This is a genomic window from Agrobacterium sp. K11, from assembly GCF_059429395.1.
This window is the reverse complement of the sequence record NZ_JCAHRB010000003.1, coordinates 58,952-74,227: the sequence shown is the minus strand read 5'-3', so window position 1 is coordinate 74,227 and position 15,276 is coordinate 58,952. Positions and strand designations below refer to the sequence as shown.

Below are 15,276 nucleotides of genomic sequence, written 5' to 3'. Positions count from 1 at the left end.
GGCAACATCAAACGAGACGACATCAATCGAAACGAGAGGGAGAACACCATGGTGGCGCAGAAGGGCAAGGACCTGCTGCTGAAGTTCAACAACGCCGGCTCCTATGTGACCGTGGCGGGGCTCAGAACCAAGCGTCTGGCCTTCAACGCGCAGGCGGTCGATATTACCGATGGCGAAAGCGCCGGGCGCTGGCGCGAGCTTCTGGCCGGCGCCGGCGTGCAGCGGGCATCGTTGACGGCGTCGGGCATCTTCAAGGATCAGGCAAGCGATGCCCTGGTGCGTGGCGCATTTTTCGCCGGCTCCATTCCGGGCTGGCAGATCGTCATTCCTGACTTCGGCACGATCACCGGGCCGTTCCAGATCGTCGCGCTCGAATATTCCGGTCGCCACGATGGCGAAGTGCAATTCGAGACTGCGCTGGAATCGGCCGGTTTCCTTAATTTCGGAGCACTGTGATGCCGCAAGGGTTACGTTACGGGCGGGCGAACCGCCATCGCGGCGAGATTGAGGCGCTGATCGATGGCGAAAGGCGCGTTCTTTGCCTGACGCTCGGTGCTCTCGCCGAACTCGAAACAGCCTTTCAGGCCGATGATCTCACCGCGCTCGCCGAACGTTTCGCAGCCGGACGTATGAAGGCGACCGATATGATACGGGTGATCGGCGCCGGTCTGCGCGGCGCGGGCAACGTGTTTTCCGATGAGGACGTGGCCGCAGCCACGGTGGAAGGCGGCCTTGCCGGTCACGCCGCCATCGTCGCCGATCTCCTGACAGCCACCTTTGCCGGTTCGAGGGGCACGCCGCCGGACCCTTGAGTGCCGCAGCAGGTGAGGTGGGCGATCTGACACCGCGTCCTTTTCCCTGGGAGGCGGTAATACACACCGGTTTCCACCTGCTGCGGCTTTCCTCCGAAACCTTCTGGCGGCTGACGCCAAGGGAATTCTTTGCCATGACCGGCGGCATCCGCCCCGTTTTCCACACCCTCGACCGCCCGGCGATGGATGCGATGATGCGGCGGTTTCCGGATGGGTGAGTGTGGTTTGCTATTTTGGGGGACGTGCATCTTTCGTGAAAACGACCAGGCAATTCAAACATCTACGGCTCCGTTTTGAATCAGAAAGGCAAGCGTGATGGCAGGCGAAGTATCGATTGCGGACAGTCGCGAGGAAGCGGAAGCGCTTTCGGAGGTGATGGGTGATCTCGAACGGCGTTCCGAGCGGTTCGGGGCGGCGTTGACTTCTGCCATGCAGGCCGCAGTGACGGGCGGCAAGGGGTTGGATGAAGTGTTGCGCGGGCTTGGCGAACGGCTCTCCGGCATTGCGCTTTCCGCCGGGCTGAAGCCGCTTGAGAACATGATCGGCAATGCCGTAGGCGGGCTTTTAAATGGCGGCGGTTCGCTGTTTGCCTTTGCCGATGGCGGGGTGCCGGGACGCAGTATCACGCCCTTTGCCGATGGCGGTGTGGTCGCAAGCCCGGCCTTCTTCCCGATGGGCGGCGGGCTTGGCCTGATGGGCGAAGCGGGTGCCGAGGCGATCCTGCCGCTGAAGCGTGGTTCGGATGGGGCGCTCGGTGTTGCCGCACCGGCGGGTGGCGGCGGCGCGCAGATCGTTTTCAATGTGACGGCGACGGACGCGGCGAGCTTCAGAAAAAGTGAAGGCCAGATCGCCGCCATGCTGGCGCGCAGCGTCGGGCGTGGCCAGCGCGGCCTGTGACGGATTGGACCTCCTCCCTGCAAGACCTCTGTGTCGAGCGTGACCCTTCCATCTTTCCCAGACTATCAAAACGAATCCAGGAACAACGACATGGCGGCATTTCATGAAGTGCGGTTTCCGCTGAGGCTGGCGCTTGGCGTGAGCGGCGGGCCGGTAAGGAGAACCGATATCGTCAACCTTTCCAATGGGCGGGAGAACCGCAACCAGCGTTGGAAGAATGCCAGACGCGCCTATGACGCAGGATCGGGCATTCGCTCCGTTGCCGATCTTTACGAGGTGCTGTCCTTTTTCGAGGCGCGGCGCGGTGAACTCCATGGTTTTCGGTTTCGCGACCCGGTGGATTTCAAATCATGTCCGCCGGGCCAGACACCTGCTGCAAGCGACCAGAAGATTGGCACCGGTGACGGCACGACGACGGCTTTTCAGCTGGTGAAGACCTATGCCGATGCGGGCGGTTCTTTCACCCGGCGGGTAGAGAAGCCGGTCGAGGCTTCGGTCATCATCTCAGTCGATGGGGTGAAAGCCGTCTTGTCGGATTTTTCGGTCGACCATGCGACCGGTACGGTGACGTTTCGCGCCGGTAAGGCGCCGCCTGCCGGTGCCGCAATCCGGGCCGGTTTCGAATTCGACGTGCCGGTGCGATTTGCAATCGACCGCATCGACGTGAACCTTACCGCCTTCGAGGTGGGCCGCATTCCCTCCATTCCATTGATGGAAATCCTCCCATGAAGACCATTCCTGCCGCTTTTGCCGAGCATCTGGCGGGCGAGGCCACGACCACCTGCCATTGCTGGAAAGTGACGCTGAAGGACGGCGAGGTCATCGGTTTTACCGACCATGACGGGACCCTTTCCTTCGCCGGTACTGCCTATCTGGCCGCAAGCGGCTTTGGTGCGAGTGACAACGACAGCGAGGCCGGACTTGGCGCGAGTGCGGGCGAAGTGACGGGCGGCTTTGCCAGTGAGGCGATTTCCGAAAGCGATCTGGCCGCCGGACGTTTCGATGGTGCGCAGGTGGCGCTCTACCTCGTCAATTGGCAGGCGCCGGAACAGCATGTGCTGCTGAACATGCGCGAAATCGGCGAGGTGACACGGGCGGGCGGAGCGTTTCGTGCCGAGCTGCGCAGCATCGCCCATCGTCTTTCCCAGCCGCAGGGCAGGGTCTATGGGCGGCGCTGCGATGCCGCCCTTGGTGATCGGCGATGCGGCGTCGATCTCAAGCGATTTACCGGCACCGGCAGCGTTGCGGGCACGGACGCGGCGGGCAACCTGCTGGTGACAGGGCTGGACGCTTTCGCCGATGGTTTCTTCAGCCGTGGGAAATTGCAGTTTCTGAGCGGCCAACTTGCCGGCAAGGGTTTCGATCTCGACGGCCACGAGAAACGCGATGGCGGCACGCTTCTGTCCTTGTGGCTCGCTCCGGAGCAACCGCCGCAGCCGGGTGATGTTTTTTCCGTCATCGCCGGTTGCGACAAGCGTTTTGCGACCTGCAAGGCGAAATTCGCCAATTACCTGAACTTTCGTGGCTTTCCGCATCTGCCGGGGGCGGATTTCGCCTATTCCTACGCCAGCAGCGGCCAGACCCATGACGGCGGGGCGCTGTTTCCATGAGCAGTACCTCAGAAAAAGTGCTGGCGGTCGCGCAAGGCTGGATCGGCACGCCCTACCGGCATCAGGCGTCGTTGCAAGGCGTTGGCTGCGATTGCCTCGGCCTTGTCAGGGGCATCTGGCGCTCGCTTTACGGCGAGGAACCGGAACTGCCGCCGCCCTACGCACCAGATTGGGCCGAGCGGGGCGGCGAGGACCGGTTGCTGGAGGCCGCGAAACGTTATTTTTCGGCGGTGCCTGATATGGAAGAGGCTATGCCGGGCGACCTGCTGCTGTTCCGCTGGCGGGCCGATGCAGCGGCGAAACATCTCGGCATCCTCGCCGGGCCGCAGCATTTCATCCATGCCTATGAACAGGTGGCAGTGGTGCGCTCGGCGCTGGTGCCCGGCTGGAAGCGACGTATTGCCGGCGTCTTCCGTTTTCCCGAACCCTGACATTTTTCGAGGCGACCATGGCGACCATTCTCTTTCAGGCGGCGGGTGCAGCACTCGGCGGCGTTTTCGGCCCCGTGGGTGCCATCATCGGCCGCGCGGCTGGCGCGCTGGCAGGCCATGCCGTCGACCGCGCGCTGCTTTCGAACGGGCGGACGGTGTCCGGCGCCCGGCTTTCCACAGCGCGTATTCCGGGTGCGGACGAAGGCGCGGCCATCAACCGGCTTTACGGCACGGCGAGGATCGGCGGTACGCTGATCTGGGCGACGCGCTTTGAGGAAAGCGTCGAGGTGACGCGTCGTGGCGGCAAGGGCAATCGCGGCCCGAAGGTCGAGTCCTTTCGCTATTTCGCCAATCTCGCCGTCGGGCTGTGCGAGGGCGAGGCGGCCATGGTGCGGCGCGTCTGGGCCGATGGGCGGGAACTGGACCTGAGCGCCATCGAGATGCGCTTTTATCCCGGCAGCGAGACGCAATTACCGGATCCGCTGATCGAGGCAAAACAGGGCGCAGGCAATGCACCCGCCTTTCGCGGGTTGGCCTATGTCGTGTTCGAACGCCTGCCGCTTGACAGCTATGGCAACCGCATTCCGCTGATGCAGTTCGAGGTGGTGCGACCGGTCGGCCGGCTGGAAAAAGCCATCCGTGCCATCACCGTCATTCCCGGTGCGACGGAACACGGTTACGCCACGGCGCAGGTTTCGGAACGCACCGGCATGGGCGAAAGTCGCATCATGAACCGCAATTGCCTGACGGCCTTGACCGACTGGCAGGCCGCGATCGACGAATTGCAGGCGCTGTGCCCCAATCTGCAAAGCGTGGCGCTGGTGGTGAGTTGGTTCGGCACCGACATGCGCGCGGGCGAATGCCGCATTCTGCCGGGTGTGGAAGTGGCGGGTCGCGACAGGGAAAGTGCGGCATGGTCCGTCGCCGGTGTTTCGCGCGGGCAAGCGCATCTCGTCAGCCATCACGGCGGCGGCCCGGCTTATGGTGGCACGCCGGATGATCAAAGCGTTGTGCAGGCGATAGCCGACCTCAAGGCGCGTGGTCTGAAGGTCTGCCTTTATCCATTCGTGATGATGGATGTGCCAGCCGGCAACGGCCTGCCGGACCCCTACGGCAAAGGCGAGCAGGACGCCTATGGCTGGCGCGGACGCATCACCTGTTTTCCGGCACCGGGCCTGGCAGGTTCGCCCGACCGCAGTGCAGGCACGCGCACGGAGATTTACACCTTCTGCAACCGCACTGAGGGGTATCGCCGCATGGTGCTGCATTATGCGGCGCTGGTGGCGCAGGCGGGTGGGGTGGATGCCTTCCCGATCGGCTCGGAGCTGCGCGGGCTGACAAGCCTGCGCGACCATAACGACGCCTTTCCTTTCGTGGAGGAACTGGTGCGGCTGGCGGCGGATGTGCGCGCCGTTGTTGGGCCGGCAACGAAACTGACCTATGGCGCGGACTGGAGCGAATATTTCGGCTATCAGCCGGCGGACGGTTCCGGCGACGTCTTCTTCAATCTAGATCCGCTGTGGGCAAGCCCTGATATCGATGCCATCGGCATCGACAACTATATGCCGCTTTCCGACTGGCGCGACGAGGATGCCGCAAACGGCAATCCTGATGGTATGAGCGGCCCGGACGATGCTAACGCCTTCCGTCGTGCCATCACGGCGGGCGAGGGTTTCGACTGGTATTACGCCAGCCATGCCGACCGCGCGGCGCGGCGGCGCAAGCCCATCACTGATGGTCTCAGGGGCAAGCCGTGGGTATTCCGCTACAAGGACCTGCGAAGCTGGTGGCAGAATGCCCATTTTGACCGGGTGCGCGGTGCAGAGAAATTGACGCCAACCGCATGGGTGCCGGGGTCGAAACCGATCTGGTTCACCGAACTCGGCTGCCCGGCGGTGGACAAGAGTGCGACGCGCCCGAATGTCTTTCCCGATCCGAAATCGACGGAAAACGCTTATCCCTATTTTTCCCGCAGAAGCCGCGCCGATAGCCAGCAGCGACGGTTTCTGGAGGCGCATCTCGACCACTGGAGGGGGAAGGGCGATGCGGCGATGGTGGATCCGAACCGCGTCTATATGTGGACCTGGGATGCACGGCCGTTCCCCGCCTTTCCGCAGAACGGCGCGGCCTGGAGCGATGGGGCCAACTGGCGTACCGGCCATTGGCTGAACGGCCGGCTTGGGACTGCCACGCTTGCCGATACCATCGCCGCGATCCTGACGGACCATGGATTTTCTGGCTTCGACGTCTCCGCCGTCAGTGGCGATCTGACGGGGTATGTGCAGGGCGACGTGACCTCGGCCCGCAACCTCCTGGAGCCGCTGATGTCGGCGTTTCAGGTGGATGTGGCCGAGGACGGCGGAACCCTGCGCTTCCGCTCTCGCAATACGGCGGTTCTGCCCGTGCGTGACGCTGCCGTGCTGGCCGATCTGGACGACGAACCGCTGTGGTCGGAAAATCGCGGCCATGACAGCGATTTCGCCGCAGAGGCCGTGCTGAGCTCGTTCAATCCGGCGCTGGACTACGAGCAGGCGAGCGTGCGTTCGCGCCGTATCGACAATGCCGGCAGCCGCGTCATGCGGCTCGACCTTAGCGCGGCACTCCCGGCGGAAACAGCGGAAGCCGCAGCTGAGGCCCTGTTGCGTGACAACAGGCAGGCGCGGCGCACGCTGCGTTTTGCGTTGCCGCCCGCAGATATCGCTCTGGAACCCGGCGATTGCATTCGTCTCCCGCAGAATGTGTTTTCGGAGGCTCCGGCAGGGAGGTTTCTGGTCAGCCGGATTGAGGACGGTACTGTACGGCAGGTGGAGGCGCGCGCCTTTTCCGCCGCATCCGCTGCTTTTTCGGGCGCTTTGGATGAGCGTCGTGTTGGCGGGGCAAACGGCGCGGAAGGTTTTGCCCCGGAGGTGCTGTTTCTCGACCTGCCGCGCCATGACGGCACAGCGTCTGAAAATTCGGCGCGGATTGCCGTTTTTGCACGGCCATGGCGGCCTATCGTCGTTTCGTCCTCCGCCGGCACGGAAGGCTACCGGCAGTGCGCCGTGCTTGACCGGCCCGCGATGATCGGCACGTTGGCCATGCCGCTGACATCAGGCCCCTCCGGCCGTTTCGACCGGCAAAACACCATCCTGATCGATCTGCCATCCGGCGAGCTTTCCTCGGCCACGGAGCTTTCGGTGCTGAACGGCGAGAACCGCATGGCGGTGAGGGCCGCAAACGGTGTTTGGGAGATCATCGCTTTCGCGCGCGCAGAGGAAATTGCGCCCGCGCGCTGGCGGCTTTCCGCTTTGTTGCGTGGGCTTGGCGGCACGGAAGATGCGTTGGCCATTGGCGCGCCGGTGGGCGCCCCTGTCGTGGTGCTGGACGCGGCGGTGCAGCCGCTCGGTCTTGCCGCGACCGAACGCGGACGGCGGCTGAACTGGATCGCCGAGGCGGCGGGAATGGCGGGCGCCCCCGCCGGTCCTTTTGTCTTCGAGGGTGGCTTGCGGGCTGAAACGCCGCTCGCGCCGGTGCATCTTGCGGCCGAGCGGCGCAGGGACGGCATTTTGCTGCGCTGGGTGCGCCGAGGCCGGATGGAGGCCGATGGCTGGGACGCGAGCGAGATACCGCTGGAAGAGCCGTTCGAGCGTTACCGCGTGGAGGTGCTGGACCGCGAGGCCGTTCGACGCACGGCAGAGGTCTCCGAACCCTTCTGGCTGTACCCCAAAGCGGACGAACTCACAGATTTCCCGACCTTGCGGGATCACATTTCCGTGCGTGTCCGTCAGCTCGGCCGTGCGGTGCCTCTGGGAGTGGCGGCGCACGCCGTTCTCCCACTCTGACAACCACCTGAAAAACAACGCAAAGGACGAGATTATGGATAGTACCAAGGCATGGTATCAATCGCGCACTATCTGGGGCGCCCTGGTTGCGGTTTTCGCACCGCTTTTCAGCGTCGCTGGTCTTGATCTTCCCGCCGGCCTGCACGGCGAGCTGGCGGAGGGACTGGTGACCGTTGCGGGCGGAATTGGCGGCCTCGTCGCACTTTACGGCCGCCTTTCGGCAACACGTGCCATCCGTTGACGCCACTAGCGCCCATACCGTCCCCGCCGTGCGTCGTAGCGTCGGGGGCGGCATTCATTTGCCATTCAGACGCTTTGCGCTACATATTCGGTCACAATACGGTTCGAGACGCAGCCGATTTTTTTGGAAGATTTGTGCAATGGCATCACCTCTCATCATCGCGACGCTTGCAGCCGGGCTTTCCGGTTTCACGGCGCCCGAGGCTGATTTGCAGGGCCATTACATTCTGGCTGCAAGCGATTGCGGCGCGGCCGTTGCCCGCGTGGTGCGCGAAACCGGTGGTCAGCTTCTTTCGGTCTATCCCTCCGGTGACGGTCAGTCCTGTGTAGTTACCGTTCTCGTCCAGGGTAATGGCGAGCGCCCGCGCAAGGTAACGATGCGCGTGCCGATGTAGCCTTGCCCGCACCGCCGAAATATCGGAAAACAATCCGACACAGTTAGCATGACCGGCGACGCGCGCGCGGGCCGGGACGTAAGGAAAGGGCGGATAATGCGTATTCTCGTGGTTGAGGACGATGCCAATCTCAATCGTCAGCTGACCGACGCGCTGAAAGAAGCCGGTTATGTTGTCGATCAGGCATTTGACGGCGAGGAAGGCCATTATCTAGGCGATACCGAACCCTATGACGCGATCGTTCTCGATATCGGCCTGCCGCAGATGGACGGCATCACCGTCGTCGAGAAATGGCGCGCGGCGGGCAAGGCCATGCCGGTCCTCATTCTCACCGCCCGTGACCGCTGGAGCGACAAGGTGGCGGGTATCGATGCCGGTGCCGACGATTACGTGACCAAGCCCTTCCATGTGGAAGAAGTTCTTGCCCGCGTGCGTGCGCTCATCCGCCGCGCCGCTGGCCACGCTTCCTCCGAACTCGTCTGCGGACCGGTCAAGCTCGATACCAAATCCTCCAAGGCAACGGTCAACGGCGTGACGCTGAAGCTCACCTCGCATGAGTTCCGCCTGCTTTCCTATCTCATGCATCACATGGGCGAGGTCGTCTCGCGCACGGAGCTGGTCGAACATATGTACGATCAGGATTTCGACAGGGATTCCAACACGATCGAGGTGTTTGTCGGACGTTTGCGCAAGAAGCTCGGGGTTGATCTGATCGAGACCATCCGTGGCCTCGGTTACCGGATGCAAGCGCCGGCAGATGCGAAGTAGCTCTCTTACCGCCCGCGTTCTTCTTCTCGCCTCCGCCTGGTCGGCGCTGGCGCTGGTGGTCATTGCCGTCGTGATCTCGACGCTCTACCGGCAGGGCGTGGAGCGCAGCTTCACCGATCTTCTGCGGGCGCAGCTTTATAACGTCATTAATTCCGTGACGATTTCGAACGAGAATACGCTGGCCGGCAGCCCGCAGCTCGGCGATCTCCGGTTCTCGCAGCCCGATACCGGCTGGTACTGGGTGGTGGAGCCGCTCGGCAATTTCCAGACGGCACCGCTGGTCTCCTCTTCGCTCGGCGTCGCGTCCTTGCCGGTGCCGAGCATTATCGATGCTCCCTTCGATAACAGATACGAGCGTTTTTATGCCGTGACCGACGAGGCGGGCAACAAGGTCCGGGTGGCGGAAACGGAAGTCGTGCTGGATGGTGAAGGCCGTGCGGCGCGTTTCCGCGTTTCCGGCAACCTGAATGTCGTTGAAGACGATGTGCGCAATTTCTCCAACAGCCTTTATCTGGCGCTCGCCGTCTTCGGTGTCGGCAGTCTGGTCGTCAATGGCCTTGCGATTCTCTACAGTCTGCGGCCGCTCGATCAGGCCCGTCTGGCGCTCGGAAAGATCAGGGGCGGGGAGGCGGAAAGCCTCGAAGGCGAATTCCCGCGCGAAATCCAGCCATTGGCGAACGAAGTCAATGCGCTGATCGACAGCAACCGGCGTATCGTCGAGCGCGCCCGCATGCAGGTCGGCAATCTCGCACATTCGCTGAAAACGCCGATTGCCGTGCTGCTGAACGAGGCCCGCACGCTGGAGCCGCAGCATGGCGATCTGGTGCGCGCGCAGGCTGACGCCATGCAGGCGCAGGTGCAGTCTTATCTTTCGCGCGCCCGCATTGCCGCCCAGCGCGGCTCGATTCTTGCCCGTGTGGAAGCGGAGCCGGCGCTGGAACGGCTGGTGCGCGTCATGCGCCGCCTCAACCCCGACAAGCAGTTCGAGCTGAATTTCGAGCATCCGGGGGCGGTGCTGGGCATGGAACAGCAGGATCTGGAGGAGATCGTCGGCAATCTTCTCGAGAATGCCGCGCGTTTTGCACAGACCAAAGTCGTCGTCACGCTTGCGACCGGCACTCACCCGTCCTCCGACCCCGAAATGGGCCGGCGCTCATGGGTGGAGTTGATCGTGGAGGATGACGGGCCGGGGCTGGAGCCCGGGCAGATAAGCGAAGCGATGAAGCGCGGCAGGCGGCTGGACGAAAGCCGTCCTGGCACCGGCCTCGGATTGTCGATCGTTTCCGAAGTGGTGTCTGAGTACCATGGCCACTTTTCCCTCTCGCGCAGCGGGATAGGTGGCCTGAAAGCCGATCTGATTTTGCCTGGCCTCTCGAAAGAGCTTGCGTGAGGCAAGAAAAAAGGCAAGAAATTCAATGCCGATATATAACGCGCGGTGCGGTAAGGAAAAGAGGACAGGGTTTGGTTGACGTGTATGATGGCTGCCGCTCCGTGACGATGCGTTCGCTGGTGTCACGCCCGGCACTTCTCTCGATCCTGTGCGTATCGATGCTGAGCGCCTGCACCACCACGGGCACCCGCTCGGCCGGTGGCAGTCTGTTCGGCGGTTCGGCACAACCTTCAACGCCGTTCCTTGCCAACATGCAGGGCGGCATTGTCGGACGAAGCGGTCTGCAGCTCGAAAAGGGTGACCGCACCAAAGCGCTCGAGGCCGAATATCGCGCACTGGAAACCGCCCCGGTCGGTACGCCGGTGACATGGACCGGCGACGATGCCAGCGGCCAGGTGGTTGCCAATGCGCCCTATCAGGTGGGCAACCAGAATTGCCGGCAATATTCCCACACGCTGACTGTCGATGAAAAGGAAACCCGGGTTCGCGGTGCGGCCTGTCGCAATGCCGATGGCAGCTGGTCTCCTTTGACGTAAATCAAGGTCATGGACCTTTCCGAGTGACAGGAAGGGCTATAGCGATGCACCTGGATGCCGGGCGGTGCGGCGTGATGTCTCAAATTCGCGTCATCTCCGCGCTTCATGTTTCCATGTGCCGTGCATTCGAGTAATTGAGCCATATGTTCTGGATTGTCGTTGCGATATTGACGGCGGCTGTCGCCATCGTCCTGATGTACCCGCTGATGCGGAAGACCGAGGTGTCGCAGACGCGCCGCGACGGCGAGGTTGCAGTCTATCGCGACCAGCTTGCCGAACTGGACCGCGAGCGTGCCGCTGGCCTGATCGGCGAGACGGAGGCAGAATATGCCCGCGCCGAAATCGGCCGCCGGCTGCTTGCCGCAGCCGATACCCGTCAAGACGCTGAAAGCAGCGCCCGGCCGCTGCGGCACAATCTCGCCGTCACCCTGATTACCGTTTTGCTGCCAGCACTTGGCCTCTGTCTTTACATCTGGAAGGGAAGTCCGGAAGTGCCGGACATGCCGCTCGAGGCACGTCTGGAGCAACCCGGCAACGACATGAACCTTCTGGTCGCCCGTGCCGAGCGGCACCTGGCCGAAAACCCCGACGACGGTGCAGGCTGGGATATCCTGGCGCCGATCTATTTCAAGACGATGCGGCTTGACGATGCCGAGCTTGCCTATCGCAACGCGCTTCGTCTGCAAGGGCCGAGCACAGAACGGCTGACGGGACTTGGCGAAACACTGGTGGCGAGCAATGACGGCATCGTCATCGAGGCTGCGCGTGAGGCCTTTGCCGAAGCCGAGCGGCTGAAACCCGGCAATCCACGCGCCCGCTTTTATCTGGCGCTGTCGCTGGAGCAGGCGGGCAAGGCGCAGGAGGCACGTGCGGCCTTTGCAGCACTGGCGGCGGATGCACCAGCCGGTGCGCCATGGTTGCCGCTGGTGCGGGAACATATCGCCAGAACCGGCGGCGAGGCAGCGCCCGGCCCGACCGCAGACGACGTGGCGGCGGCGAAAGACATGACGCCCGCCGACCGGCAGGCGATGATCGAGGGCATGGTGGCGAGCCTCGACGCCAAGCTCAAGGAAAATCCCGGTGATTTCGAAGGCTGGATGCGCCTCGTGCGCGCCTATTCCGTCTTGAACAATGCAGCGAAGGCGGGCGAGGCACTGAGAGCCGGTTTGCAGGTTTTCCCGCCTGAGGGCGAAGAGGGTAAGCAGCTACTGGCGCTGGCGAAGGAATTGGGAGTTTCCGCCGGACCCGTTCGCATGGACGGGCAAGGGCGCGCGATGCCGCAGGGAGTGACGCAATGACCCGCAAACAGAAACGGCTCGCAATCATCGGCGGCGGCATGAGCTTCATCGTCGCGGCCGTGCTGCTCGTCATGTTCGCCTTCGGCCAGTCCATAGCCTATTTCTACATGCCGGCCGATCTGGAAAAGACGCCGGTCAATCCCGGCACCCGCATCCGCCTTGGTGGGCTGGTGGCGGAAGGCTCCGTCAAGCGCGGGGAGGGCCGCACGGTGAGCTTCACAGTGACTGACGGTGAAGCAAACGTGCCCGTCAGCTATACCGGCATTCTGCCCGATCTTTTCCGCGAGGGGCAGGGCGTGGTGACGGAAGGCGTTTTCGATGCCGCGACCCATGGCTTTGTTGCCGACAGCGTTCTGGCCAAGCATGACGAAAACTACATGCCGAAGGAAGTGGCCGACCGGCTGAAAGACAAGGGCCTGTGGCAGAACACCGGAGAGGGCGGGCAACCTTCCGGCGCAGCGCCTTCTCCTGCGGGAGCTTCAGCCGACAAGACCGGAGCGATAAAATGATCAACGAGATCGGCCACTACGTTCTGGTTCTGGCACTCGCCGTGGGGCTGATCGTCTCGACGCTGCCGGTGATCGGCGCGCGCCGCAACGACCGGGCGCTGATGGATATCGCCTCGCTCGGCTCCGTCGTGATGTTCCTGCTCGTGGCCTTGTCCTTTGCGGCGCTGACGCGGGCCTATGCGGTTTCGGATTTCTCCGTGCGCAACGTCTGGGAAAACTCCCATTCGCTGATGCCGATGCTCTACAAGTTGACCGGCGTCTGGGGCAACCATGAGGGCTCCATGCTGTTATGGCTGCTGATCCTGGTGTTTTTCAGCGCGCTCGTTGCCATCTTTGGTCGCAACCTGCCGGAAACGCTGAAAGCCAATGTGCTGTCCGTGCAGGCCTGGATTTCCGTCGCGTTCCTGCTGTTCATCCTGCTCACCTCCAATCCGTTCATGCGTCTGGAGCGGGTGCCGGCCGAAGGGCAGGACCTGAACCCTATCCTTCAGGACTTCGGCCTCGCGATCCATCCGCCGCTGCTTTATCTCGGTTATGTCGGCTTTTCAGTCTGTTTCTCCTTCGCCGTCGCTGCACTTCTGGAGGGCCGGATCGATGCGGCCTGGGCGCGTTGGGTAAGGCCGTGGACGCTCGCCGCATGGACCTTCCTGACGGCAGGTATCTCCATGGGATCTTACTGGGCCTATTACGAACTCGGTTGGGGCGGCTGGTGGTTCTGGGATCCTGTTGAAAACGCCTCCTTCATGCCATGGCTTGCGGGCACCGCACTGCTGCATTCGGCACTCGTCATGGAAAAGCGCGAAGCGCTGAAAATCTGGACCGTGCTTCTGGCGATCATGACCTTTTCGCTGTCGCTGCTCGGCACCTTCCTCGTGCGCTCCGGCGTCTTGACCTCCGTGCACGCCTTCGCCACCGATCCGAGCCGCGGCATCTTCATTCTCGGCATCCTTACCGTTTTCATCGGCGGAGCTTTCGCGTTGTTCGCATGGCGGGCGCCCTCGCTGAAGGTGGGTGGATTGTTCGCGCCGATCTCACGCGAAGGGGCGCTGGTCCTCAACAATCTGATCCTGACGGTCTCGACCGCAACGGTACTGATCGGCACGCTCTATCCGCTCATTCTCGAAACGCTGACAGGCGAAAAAATCTCGGTCGGCGCGCCGTTCTTCAACCTCACCTTCGGCCTCCTGATGATCCCGGTCCTGATCGTCACGCCCTTCGGGCCGATGCTCGCCTGGAAGCGCGGCGATCTTCTCGGCGCTTTCCAGCGGCTTTATGTGGCGGCCGCCATTGCAGCCCTTTCCGGGCTGACGCTCTGGTACGTGGAGAACGGCGGCCCGGTACTCGCCGCACTTGGCATCGCAGCCGGTTTCTGGCTGATCTTCGGGGCGCTTGCCGATCTCTGGTATCGGGCCAATTTCGGCAAACTGGCTTTCGGCATCGCATTCCGCCGGCTGAAGGGCCTGCCGCGTTCGGCCTTCGGTGCCGCACTTGCCCATATGGGGCTTGGCATCACCGTGCTCGGCATCGTCACCGTCACCACCTTCGAGACCGAAACCGTTCTTGAAATGAAGCAGGGCATGGAGGCGAAGGCGGGCGGCTATAGTCTCACCTTCGATGGCATCCGCCATGCCGTCGGCCCTAATTTCACCGAGGATCGCGGCCATTTCACCATACGCAAGGCGGGTGTGGAAGTGGCCGACGTCTGGTCCTCCAAACGGCTCTACACCGCACGGCGAATGCCGACCACGGAAGCGGGCATTTTGACGTTCGGCCTCAGCCAGCTCTACGTCTCGCTCGGTGACCCGATGGCGGATGGCGGCATGGTAGTGCGCATCTGGTGGAAACCCTTCATCCTGTGCATCTGGGGCGGCACGCTGTTCATGATGGCCGGCGGTTTGATATCGCTCTCCGACAGACGGTTGAGGGTGGGCGCACCGAGCCGCAAGGCGAAGCCGGCAAAAACGGCCGCGATGCCGGAGGCGGCGGAATGAGGGAGGTTGTGGCGGGGCTCACGCTCCTTCTCGTTCTCATGTTTACGTCATGGCCGGCATTCGCCTTCAACCCGGACGAGGTGCTGAAAGACCCCGCACTGGAACAGCGCGCCCGCAATCTCACGTCGCAACTGCGCTGCATGGTCTGTCAGAACCAGTCGATCGATGACAGTAATGCCGAACTGGCACGGGACCTGCGCGTCCTGGTGCGGGACAGGCTGGTGGCAGGCGATAGCGATCAGGCTGTAGTCGACTACGTCGTGTCTCGTTATGGCGAATTCGTGCTGCTGAAACCGCGTTTCAGCATGCGCACCGCACTTTTGTGGGGCGCGCCCATCGTTCTGGCGCTTGCGGGAATATTCGCCATCCTCGTTTTTTCGCGTCGGCGCGCCACCCAGGAGCGGCCGGAAAAACTGAGCGCGGACGAAGAAGAGAGAATTCGTAATCTCATTGAAAAATAACTGATTTTCATATCCGTCCTCGGTTCTTTTTCAACATTACGGTTTTTTCATTCGTCAGACACTTCGCTGTAAGGTGTCGCCTCCTATATCTTCATCATCCACCGCTTCTCCCCCGGT

At 62.7% G+C, this 15,276-nt stretch carries 17 protein-coding genes; all 17 read left to right on the top strand.

Annotation, left to right across the window (positions count from 1 at the left end):
* Nucleotides 1–48 precede the first annotated feature (48 nt).
* The 17 genes from AC5SEO_RS05490 (at nt 49) to AC5SEO_RS05410 (ending at nt 15,159) form a co-directional block, all read left to right on the top strand.
* Nucleotides 49–456, top strand: coding sequence for a phage major tail protein, TP901-1 family (locus tag AC5SEO_RS05490; protein ID WP_003512111.1), 408 nt, complete (start codon nt 49–51; stop codon nt 454–456).
* Nucleotides 456–812 (top strand): gene transfer agent family protein, encoded by a 357-nt coding sequence (locus AC5SEO_RS05485; protein ID WP_013635742.1) that lies wholly within the window; start codon nt 456–458, stop codon nt 810–812. Before AC5SEO_RS05490 ends, AC5SEO_RS05485 begins: the two co-directional genes overlap by 1 nt.
* A complete protein-coding gene (locus tag AC5SEO_RS05480; RefSeq protein ID WP_174068098.1) occupies nt 809–1,030 on the top strand; it encodes a rcc01693 family protein in 222 nt (73 codons plus the stop codon). Before AC5SEO_RS05485 ends, AC5SEO_RS05480 begins: the two co-directional genes overlap by 4 nt.
* A 97-nt stretch (nt 1,031–1,127) precedes the next feature.
* Nucleotides 1,128–1,709 carry a phage tail tape measure protein gene (locus AC5SEO_RS05475; RefSeq protein WP_065658129.1) on the top strand — a complete coding sequence of 194 codons (582 nt, stop codon included), beginning with the start codon at nt 1,128–1,130 and terminating at the stop codon, nt 1,707–1,709.
* 90 nt (nt 1,710–1,799) lie between these two features.
* Entirely contained in the window at nt 1,800–2,438 is a 639-nt protein-coding gene (locus AC5SEO_RS05470; RefSeq protein ID WP_174068099.1) for a phage distal tail protein, Rcc01695 family, read from the top strand.
* On the top strand, nt 2,435–3,319 hold the full coding sequence (locus AC5SEO_RS05465) for a phage/gene transfer agent baseplate hub protein (protein ID WP_174068100.1): 885 nt from the start codon (nt 2,435–2,437) through the stop codon (nt 3,317–3,319). Before AC5SEO_RS05470 ends, AC5SEO_RS05465 begins: the two co-directional genes overlap by 4 nt.
* Nucleotides 3,316–3,750: a C40 family peptidase gene (locus tag AC5SEO_RS05460; RefSeq protein ID WP_113291426.1), complete on the top strand. Its 435-nt coding sequence runs from the start codon at nt 3,316–3,318 to the stop codon at nt 3,748–3,750. Before AC5SEO_RS05465 ends, AC5SEO_RS05460 begins: the two co-directional genes overlap by 4 nt.
* A gap of 17 nt (nt 3,751–3,767) precedes the next feature.
* Entirely contained in the window at nt 3,768–7,571 is a 3,804-nt protein-coding gene (locus AC5SEO_RS05455; protein ID WP_174068101.1) for a baseplate multidomain protein megatron, read from the top strand.
* A 34-nt stretch (nt 7,572–7,605) separates the two neighbouring features.
* Nucleotides 7,606–7,812 (top strand): hypothetical protein, encoded by a 207-nt coding sequence (locus AC5SEO_RS05450; protein ID WP_019564069.1) that lies wholly within the window; start codon nt 7,606–7,608, stop codon nt 7,810–7,812.
* Between the two features lie 139 nt (nt 7,813–7,951).
* Nucleotides 7,952–8,206 (top strand): hypothetical protein, encoded by a 255-nt coding sequence (locus tag AC5SEO_RS05445; protein WP_003497070.1) that lies wholly within the window; start codon nt 7,952–7,954, stop codon nt 8,204–8,206.
* Between the two features lie 96 nt (nt 8,207–8,302).
* Nucleotides 8,303–8,974 (top strand): response regulator transcription factor, encoded by a 672-nt coding sequence (locus AC5SEO_RS05440; RefSeq protein ID WP_003512135.1) that lies wholly within the window; start codon nt 8,303–8,305, stop codon nt 8,972–8,974.
* A complete protein-coding gene (locus tag AC5SEO_RS05435) occupies nt 8,964–10,364 on the top strand; it encodes a sensor histidine kinase (RefSeq protein ID WP_003512137.1) in 1,401 nt (466 codons plus the stop codon). The genes AC5SEO_RS05440 and AC5SEO_RS05435 overlap by 11 nt, the downstream gene beginning before the upstream one ends.
* Before the next feature lie 107 nt (nt 10,365–10,471).
* The gene (locus tag AC5SEO_RS05430; protein WP_025592860.1) at nt 10,472–10,900 is read left to right on the top strand and encodes an RT0821/Lpp0805 family surface protein; all 429 of its coding nucleotides are present in this window, start codon (nt 10,472–10,474) and stop codon (nt 10,898–10,900) included.
* Between the two features lie 143 nt (nt 10,901–11,043).
* On the top strand, nt 11,044–12,198 hold the full coding sequence (gene ccmI / locus AC5SEO_RS05425; RefSeq protein ID WP_174068102.1) for a c-type cytochrome biogenesis protein CcmI: 1,155 nt from the start codon (nt 11,044–11,046) through the stop codon (nt 12,196–12,198).
* Entirely contained in the window at nt 12,195–12,707 is a 513-nt protein-coding gene (gene ccmE / locus AC5SEO_RS05420) for a cytochrome c maturation protein CcmE (RefSeq protein WP_003512141.1), read from the top strand. Before ccmI ends, ccmE begins: the two co-directional genes overlap by 4 nt.
* Nucleotides 12,704–14,698, top strand: a complete 1,995-nt coding sequence (locus AC5SEO_RS05415) for a heme lyase CcmF/NrfE family subunit (protein ID WP_174068103.1) — start codon at nt 12,704–12,706, stop codon at nt 14,696–14,698. Before ccmE ends, AC5SEO_RS05415 begins: the two co-directional genes overlap by 4 nt.
* On the top strand, nt 14,695–15,159 hold the full coding sequence (locus AC5SEO_RS05410; RefSeq protein WP_003512144.1) for a cytochrome c-type biogenesis protein: 465 nt from the start codon (nt 14,695–14,697) through the stop codon (nt 15,157–15,159). The genes AC5SEO_RS05415 and AC5SEO_RS05410 overlap by 4 nt, the downstream gene beginning before the upstream one ends.
* Nucleotides 15,160–15,276: the final 117 nt, after the last annotated feature.

Excerpts from the sequence above, each read along its gene's own strand:
- AC5SEO_RS05490 (WP_003512111.1), top strand. The coding sequence starts at position 49 with ATGGTGGCGCAGAAGGGCAAGGACCTGCTGCTGAAGTTCAACAACGCC.
- AC5SEO_RS05485 (WP_013635742.1), top strand. The coding sequence starts at position 456 with ATGCCGCAAGGGTTACGTTACGGGCGGGCGAACCGCCATCGCGGCGAG.
- AC5SEO_RS05475 (WP_065658129.1), top strand. The coding sequence starts at position 1,128 with ATGGCAGGCGAAGTATCGATTGCGGACAGTCGCGAGGAAGCGGAAGCG.
- AC5SEO_RS05470 (WP_174068099.1), top strand. The coding sequence starts at position 1,800 with ATGGCGGCATTTCATGAAGTGCGGTTTCCGCTGAGGCTGGCGCTTGGC.
- AC5SEO_RS05465 (WP_174068100.1), top strand. The coding sequence starts at position 2,435 with ATGAAGACCATTCCTGCCGCTTTTGCCGAGCATCTGGCGGGCGAGGCC.
- AC5SEO_RS05460 (WP_113291426.1), top strand. The coding sequence starts at position 3,316 with ATGAGCAGTACCTCAGAAAAAGTGCTGGCGGTCGCGCAAGGCTGGATC.
- AC5SEO_RS05455 (WP_174068101.1), top strand. The coding sequence starts at position 3,768 with ATGGCGACCATTCTCTTTCAGGCGGCGGGTGCAGCACTCGGCGGCGTT.
- AC5SEO_RS05450 (WP_019564069.1), top strand. The coding sequence starts at position 7,606 with ATGGATAGTACCAAGGCATGGTATCAATCGCGCACTATCTGGGGCGCC.
- AC5SEO_RS05445 (WP_003497070.1), top strand. The coding sequence starts at position 7,952 with ATGGCATCACCTCTCATCATCGCGACGCTTGCAGCCGGGCTTTCCGGT.
- AC5SEO_RS05440 (WP_003512135.1), top strand. The coding sequence starts at position 8,303 with ATGCGTATTCTCGTGGTTGAGGACGATGCCAATCTCAATCGTCAGCTG.
- AC5SEO_RS05435 (WP_003512137.1), top strand. The coding sequence starts at position 8,964 with ATGCGAAGTAGCTCTCTTACCGCCCGCGTTCTTCTTCTCGCCTCCGCC.
- AC5SEO_RS05430 (WP_025592860.1), top strand. The coding sequence starts at position 10,472 with ATGCGTTCGCTGGTGTCACGCCCGGCACTTCTCTCGATCCTGTGCGTA.
- ccmI (WP_174068102.1), top strand. The coding sequence starts at position 11,044 with ATGTTCTGGATTGTCGTTGCGATATTGACGGCGGCTGTCGCCATCGTC.
- ccmE (WP_003512141.1), top strand. The coding sequence starts at position 12,195 with ATGACCCGCAAACAGAAACGGCTCGCAATCATCGGCGGCGGCATGAGC.
- AC5SEO_RS05415 (WP_174068103.1), top strand. The coding sequence starts at position 12,704 with ATGATCAACGAGATCGGCCACTACGTTCTGGTTCTGGCACTCGCCGTG.
- AC5SEO_RS05410 (WP_003512144.1), top strand. The coding sequence starts at position 14,695 with ATGAGGGAGGTTGTGGCGGGGCTCACGCTCCTTCTCGTTCTCATGTTT.